The following is a 6,297-nucleotide window of genomic DNA, read 5'->3' on the forward strand; positions in this document are numbered from 1 at the left end:
GATGCGACTCCGCCCCGGTGGCGCGCCCCTCGCCCCGCCGGGTGCTCGCCGACCTCGGCCCCCGCGAGTTCGCCAACGCGCTGATCGCGCTCGTGTTCTCGGCGACCGGCCCCGTCGCCGTCATCCTCGCCGCCGGTGGGCAGGGCGACCTGTCCCCCGCACAGTTGTCCTCGTGGATCTTCGGCGTGTTCTTCGCCAACGGACTGCTCACCATCATCATGAGCTGGGCCTACCGCACGCCGCTGGCGTTCTTCTGGACCATCCCGGGCACCGTGATCGTGGGCAACTCACTCGGGCACCTGCGGTGGTCGGAGGTCCTGGGGGCCTACGTCGTGACCGGGGTGCTGATCCTGCTGGTCGGGCTGACCGGCCTGGCCCGCCGGCTCATGGACTGGATCCCCATGCCGATCATCATGGCGATGGTCGCCGGGGTGTTCCTCCGGTTCGGGCTGGGACTGGTCGAGGCCGTGTGGGCCTCCGTCGCGGTGGCCCTGCCGATGGCGATCGCGTTCCTCGTCGTCGGCGCCGTCCCCCGCCTGGCCAGGGTGGTACCGCCCATCCTGGCCGCGATGGTCGTGGGGATTGTCGCCGTGGTCCTGTCAGGCGGGCTGTCGCGCGGCGTCCTCGACGACGGACTGATCGCCGCCCCCATGCTGCAGGCCCCGGAATTCACCCTCCGGGCGATCGCCGAGCTGGTCGTCCCACTGGCCATCACCGTCCTCGTGGTGCAGAACGGTCAGGGCATCGCGGTCCTGCGCGCGAAGGGCCACCACCCCCCGGTCTCGGCGTGCGCGGTGGCATGCGGCGTCTGGTCTCTGCTGGTCTCGGCGGTCGGCGCGGTCTCGACGTGCCTGACCGGACCGACGAACGCCCTGCTCGTCTCCTCAGGTGAGCGCGACCGCCACTACGCCGCCGCGATCGGCAACGGCGGCCTCGCCCTGGTGGTCGGCGTCTTCTCCCCGGCCTTCGTCGGGCTCATCCTCGGCACGCCCGCAGCGTTCATCGCCGCCCTGGGCGGGTTGGCGATGCTCGCGCCGCTGCAGTCGGCGTTCGTCACCGCGTTCCGGACCGACCGGGCACTCGGACCGCTCGTGTGCCTGCTCGTCACCGTCGCGGACGTGTCGTTGCTCGGGATCTCGGCGCCGTTCTGGGGCATCGTGCTGGGGATGGCCGTCTCGGCGCTGCTGGAGCGGCGCGCGGCGGCCTGACCCGGCGCCCGCCCGGGCCGGAGACGAAAGAAGGCCCCCGCCGAGTGGCGGGGGCCTTCTCGCGGGTCCGGTGTCAGGCGGAACGCTCGCGCAGCTCCTCGTCGGAGAAGGGGACGATCGTCGGCAGGACGTTGTCGCGGACCGTCTCACCGGTGACCACCACGCGGGCGACGTCGTCGCGCCCGGGGATGTCGTACATGACCGGCAGGAGGACCTCCTCCATGATGGCGCGCAGGCCACGGGCACCGGTCCCCCGCAGGATCGCCTGGTCGGCCACGGCCTCGAGGGCGTCCTCGGTGAACTCCAGCTCGACACCGTCCATCTCGAACAGCCGGGCGTACTGCTTGACCAGCGCGTTCTTGGGCTCGGAGAGGATGTTGACCAGGGCCTCGCGGTCCAGGCTCGTCACGGTCGCCACGACGGGCAGGCGGCCGATGAACTCGGGGATCAACCCGTACTTCACCAGGTCCTCCGGCATGACCTCGCTGAAGTTGTCGGTCGTGTCGAGGTCCTTCTTGCTGGCGACCTCGGACCCGAAACCCATCCCCTTGCGACCCACGCGGTCGCCGACGATCTTCTCCAGGCCCTGGAAGGCACCGGCCACGATGAACAACACGTTGGACGTGTCGATCTGGATGAACTCCTGGTGCGGGTGCTTGCGGCCGCCCTGCGGCGGCACCGACGCCTGCGTGCCCTCGAGGATCTTCAGCAGCGCCTGCTGGACGCCCTCACCGGAGACGTCCCGGGTGATCGACGGGTTCTCGGCCTTGCGGGCGATCTTGTCGACCTCGTCGATGTAGATGATGCCCATCTCGGCACGCTTGGTGTCGAAGTCCGCGGCCTGGATGAGCTTGAGGAGGATGTTCTCCACATCCTCGCCCACGTAACCGGCCTCGGTCAGCGCGGTGGCGTCCGCGATCGCGAAGGGCACGTTGAGCATCTTGGCCAACGTCTGGGCGAGGTAGGTCTTGCCACAGCCGGTGGGGCCCAGCATGAGGATGTTGGACTTGGCCAACTCGACACCGTCGCCGCGGCCGAGGGAGGCCCCCACCCGGATGCGCTTGTAGTGGTTGTAGACGGCCACCGCCAGGTTCCGCTTGGCGGCGTCCTGCCCCACCACGTACTCGTCCAGGAACGCGTGGATCTCGGACGGCTTGGGCAGCGTGTCCGGACCCGTCTCCTGCGCATCGTCGACCTCGGACTCGATGATCTCGTTGCACAGCTCGATGCACTCGTCGCAGATGTAGACGCCGGGACCGGCGATCAGCTTCTTGACCTGCTTCTGGCTCTTCCCACAGAAGGAACACTTCAACAGGTCGCCGCTCTCACCTACACGCGCCATGAGTTCTACGTCCTCGCATTCCGGGGGCGCCGATGTCACGCCCCGTAGTCGACGGTACGCGGTGACGGCCGTAAATCCGACCCCGCGTGATCAGTTCATTGCACCCGACGGCGCACCGCTACCCCCAGCGGCGCGCCGCCGTCGGCTCAGTTGCTCGTCGACAGCTTGCGGTAGTCGAACACGGTGTCGATGATGCCGTAGTCCTTGGCCTCCGCGGCCGTGAGGATCTTGTCGCGATCGGTGTCCTTGCGGACCTGATCGGCGGTGCGCCCGGTGTGCTGCGCCAGCGTGGTCTCCATGAGGCGACGCATCCGCTCGATCTCCGCGGCCTGGATCTCGAGGTCGGAGACCTGGCCCTGGATGCCGCCGGTGGCCGGCTGGTGGATGAGCACGCGGGCGTTGGGCAGCGCGGCCCGCTTGCCCTTGGTGCCCGCCGCCAGCAGTACCGCGGCGGCCGACGCGGCCTGGCCGAGGCAGACCGTCACGATGTCCGGCCGCACGTACTGCATGGTGTCGTAGATCGCCATGAGCGAGGTGAACGAGCCACCCGGCGAGTTGATGTACATGGTGATGTCGCGGTCCGGGTCCTGACCCTCCAGGACCAGCAGCTGGGCCATGATGTCGTTCGCCGAGGCGTCGTCGACCTGGGTGCCCAGGAAGATGATGCGCTCCTCGAAGAGCTTGTTGTAGGGGTTGGACTCCTTGACGCCGTAGCTGGAGTGCTCGACGAAGGACGGCAGGATGTATCGGGAGGTCGGCATTGAGGTCATCGGTGACTCCGTGGTGGTGTGCGGGGCTGGGTGGGCTGCGGGAGCGCTCCCGTGGGCGGAGGGCTCGATCACGACGGCGAGGTCCCGCCCGTCTGGGACGCACGCGAGATCACGTGATCGACGAACCCGTACTCCTTGGCCTCCTCCGCGGAGAACCAGCGGTCACGGTCGGAGTCCTCGGTGACCTGCTCGAACGTCTGGCCCGTGTGGAAGGCGATGAGCTCGGCCATCTCACGCTTGGTGGCGGCGTACTGCTCGGCCTGGATGGCGATGTCGGCGGCCGAACCACCGACACCGGCCGACGGCTGGTGCATCATGATCTTGGCGTGCGGCAGGGCGTAGCGCTTGCCCTTGGTGCCCGCGGTCAGCAGGAACTGACCCATCGAGGCGGCCAGGCCCATGCCGTAGGTGGCCACGTCGCACTCGACGAACTGCATCGTGTCGTAGATCGCCATGCCGGCCGTCACGGAACCACCGGGCGAGTTGATGTACAGCGCGATGTCGCGGGTGGGGTCCTCCGCCGCGAGCAGCAGGATCTGCGCGCAGAGGCGGTTGGAGATGTCGTCGTCGACCTGGGAGCCCAGGAAGATGATCCGCTCCTGCAGGAGGCGCTCGTACACGGAGTCGCCGAGGGTGAGTCCGTGCGACCCCGGCGAGCTGAGTGCGGGCTGCGTCGAACCGGGCTGAGCCGCTGAACCGTTCTGGGCCACGGGGAACCTACCTTCGCTCATCGTCTTCACCGCTAGCGCGGCGCCCGGCCGACCGGTGGCCGGGGAACCGTTACGTCAAACACTAACCAACACCGACGACGGAACCGTCCCGCCGGGGCGGGTGTTCGCTCTCAGCGTCGGGCCACCAGCATCGTCCGCGGGGGCCACGACGACAGGGCCGGGGCCGCGTGGTGCGGTCCCGGCCCTGTCGGGGGTCGATCAGGGGACGATCAGGCGTCGGAGTCCTTCTCGTCCGCTGCCGTCTCGTCGGCGTCGGACGCGGTCGCCTCGGCGTCATCGGCGCCGTCGGCGGAGTCGGCGGAGTCGGCCTCGACGGTGCCGAAGAACTCGCTGGTGTCGACGACGTTGCCCTCGGTGTCCTTGACAGTGACCTTGCCGATCACGTCGGCCAGAGCCTTGGACCGGCGGACGTCGGAGAACAGCGAGCCGAGCTGACCGGCCTGCTGGATCTGCTGCACGAACTGGTTGGGGTCCATGCCGTAGCGCTGGGCCTGGAACAGGATGTGCTGGGTGAGCTCTTCCTGCGAGACATCGGTCGAGTTCTGCTCGGCGACGGCATCCAGCAGCAGCTGGCTGCGGATGGCGCGGGCGGCACCCTCACGGGTCTCGGCCTCGAAGGTCTCGCGGTCGGTGCCCTCGGCGGCCAGCGCCTGGTCCAGGATGGACGCGTCGCCACCGAACTGGTCGATGAGCTGGTGCATCTGGGCGTGGGCCTCGGACTCGACGACCGCCTCCGGGGTGGGGACGTCGGTGGCCTCCATCAGCGCGTCGAGGACCTTGTCGCGGATCTCGCCCGCGAGGCCGGCCTTGGCCTGCTGCGCGACCTTCTCGGTCAGATCGGCCTTGAGCTCGTCGAGGGTGTCGAACTCGCTGGCCATCTGCGCGAACTCGTCGTCGGCCTCGGGCAGCTCGCGCTCCTTGACGGACTGAACGGTGACGGTGATGACCGCCTCCTTGCCGGCGTGGTCACCGGCGACGAGCGAGGAGGTGAACTCCTTGGACTCGCCGGCCTTGAGACCCGCCGCCGCGTCGTCCAGGCCCTCGACGAGGGTGCCCGAGCCGAGCTCGTAGGACAGTCCCTCGGTGGAGGCTTCGTCGACGGGCTCGCCGTCGACGGTCGCGGCCAGGTCCACCGAGAGGAAGTCGCCCGTGGTGGCGCCGCGCTCGACGCCCTTGAGGGTGCCGAAGCGGGCTCGCAGGTTGTCCAGCTCCGCGTCGACGGCGGCCTCGTCGGTCTCGGGGGCCTCGACGGTGACCTCGAGGTCCTCGAAGGTCGGCAGGGTGATCTCCGGGCGGATGTCGACCTCGGCGGTGAACTCGACGACGTCGTTGTCCTCCAGCTTGGTCACCTCGATCTCGGGCTGGGCCAGCACGACGAGCTCGTGCTCGTCGACGGCCTGGCTGTAGCGCGACGGGATCATGTCGTTGATGACCTGCTCGAGGACCGCCGGGCGACCGATCCGCGACTCGAGTAGCTTGGCCGGGGCCTTACCCGGGCGGAAGCCCGGGATGTTGACCTGGCCGGCGAGCGACTTGTAGGCCTTGGCGAAATCCGGCTCGAGCTCCGCGAACGGCACCTCCACGGTGATCTTGACCCGGGTCGGGTTGAGCTGCTCGACAGTGCTCTTCACGGTGATGTTCTCCTAGGAAGTCATGTGGGGTTCGTGTCTTTCGGCTCCGCTGGTCGGGATGACAGGATTCGAACCTGCGACCCTCCGCTCCCAAAGCGGATGCGCTACCAAGCTGCGCCACATCCCGGTGAGTCGCGCGGCCGACCATCCCGCGATCATGCACAGGACATCCGCCGGGCCGCAAACCAACTCGCCCAGTGTACGACAGGGCCATCCGCCCGCCGATTCCGACTTGTCGGGCCGGGAGTTGGGAGCGTCGCCACGGTCCGGTAGTGTTATCCGGGCGTGAGCGTGACCGTGGATGAAACGCCAGGTCAGGCTGCCGATGCGGGTGTAGCTTAATGGTAAAGCCCCTGCCTTCCAAGCAGGCTACGCGGGTTCGATTCCCGTCACCCGCTCCACCGGATGCCCTGTCCCGTCAGACACTGACGAGGCAGGGCATCGTCGATTTCACGACCGGAGCTCCCACGCGGTGCATCCCCGCGAAGTCCCGACCTCCGCCCCGCAGGCGCTCCCGCGGATGGCGTCTCGCGCGAGCGCATGCCCGCACCTCCCACAGCCGCTCCTCGGCCCGGCGCCCTGCCCGCACCGCGGTGCGCGCGAGACGCCATGGCG

Annotated in this window: 5 protein-coding genes and 2 tRNA genes; 2 read left to right on the top strand and 5 right to left on the bottom strand. The window is 68.8% G+C overall.

Translation table 11 applies throughout. The features are described 5' to 3' along the window. Nucleotides 1-17: 17 nt before the first annotated feature. Entirely contained in the window at nucleotides 18-1,208 is a 1,191-nt protein-coding gene (locus G6023_RS04780) for a benzoate/H(+) symporter BenE family transporter (protein ID WP_182634219.1), read from the top strand. Nucleotides 1,209-1,281: 73 nt separating this feature from the next. Here the strand turns inward: G6023_RS04780 and clpX are convergent, their stop codons facing one another. The 5 genes from clpX to G6023_RS04805 form a co-directional block, all read right to left on the bottom strand. Then, nucleotides 1,282-2,550, bottom strand: coding sequence for an ATP-dependent Clp protease ATP-binding subunit ClpX (gene clpX / locus G6023_RS04785; protein ID WP_096905794.1), 1,269 nt, complete (start codon nucleotides 2,548-2,550; stop codon nucleotides 1,282-1,284). A 146-nt stretch (nucleotides 2,551-2,696) separates the two neighbouring features. After that, nucleotides 2,697-3,320, bottom strand: coding sequence for an ATP-dependent Clp protease proteolytic subunit (locus G6023_RS04790; RefSeq protein ID WP_119192402.1), 624 nt, complete (start codon nucleotides 3,318-3,320; stop codon nucleotides 2,697-2,699). Nucleotides 3,321-3,388: 68 nt separating this feature from the next. Further along, entirely contained in the window at nucleotides 3,389-4,051 is a 663-nt protein-coding gene (locus tag G6023_RS04795; RefSeq protein WP_119192410.1) for an ATP-dependent Clp protease proteolytic subunit, read from the bottom strand. A gap of 209 nt (nucleotides 4,052-4,260) precedes the next feature. Beyond that, nucleotides 4,261-5,682, bottom strand: coding sequence for a trigger factor (gene tig, locus G6023_RS04800; protein WP_182634220.1), 1,422 nt, complete (start codon nucleotides 5,680-5,682; stop codon nucleotides 4,261-4,263). A gap of 50 nt (nucleotides 5,683-5,732) precedes the next feature. Then, a tRNA-Pro gene (locus G6023_RS04805) sits at nucleotides 5,733-5,809 on the bottom strand. A 200-nt stretch (nucleotides 5,810-6,009) separates the two neighbouring features. On the opposite strand from G6023_RS04805, the gene G6023_RS04810 reads away from it, so the two are divergent. Beyond that, nucleotides 6,010-6,083 (top strand) — tRNA-Gly (locus G6023_RS04810). The last annotated feature ends 214 nt before the right edge of the window (nucleotides 6,084-6,297 follow it).

Origin of the sequence: Dietzia sp. DQ11-71 (genome assembly GCF_014144995.1) — a bacterium.
GTDB classification, from domain to species: Bacteria; Actinomycetota; Actinomycetes; order Mycobacteriales; family Mycobacteriaceae; genus Dietzia; species Dietzia kunjamensis.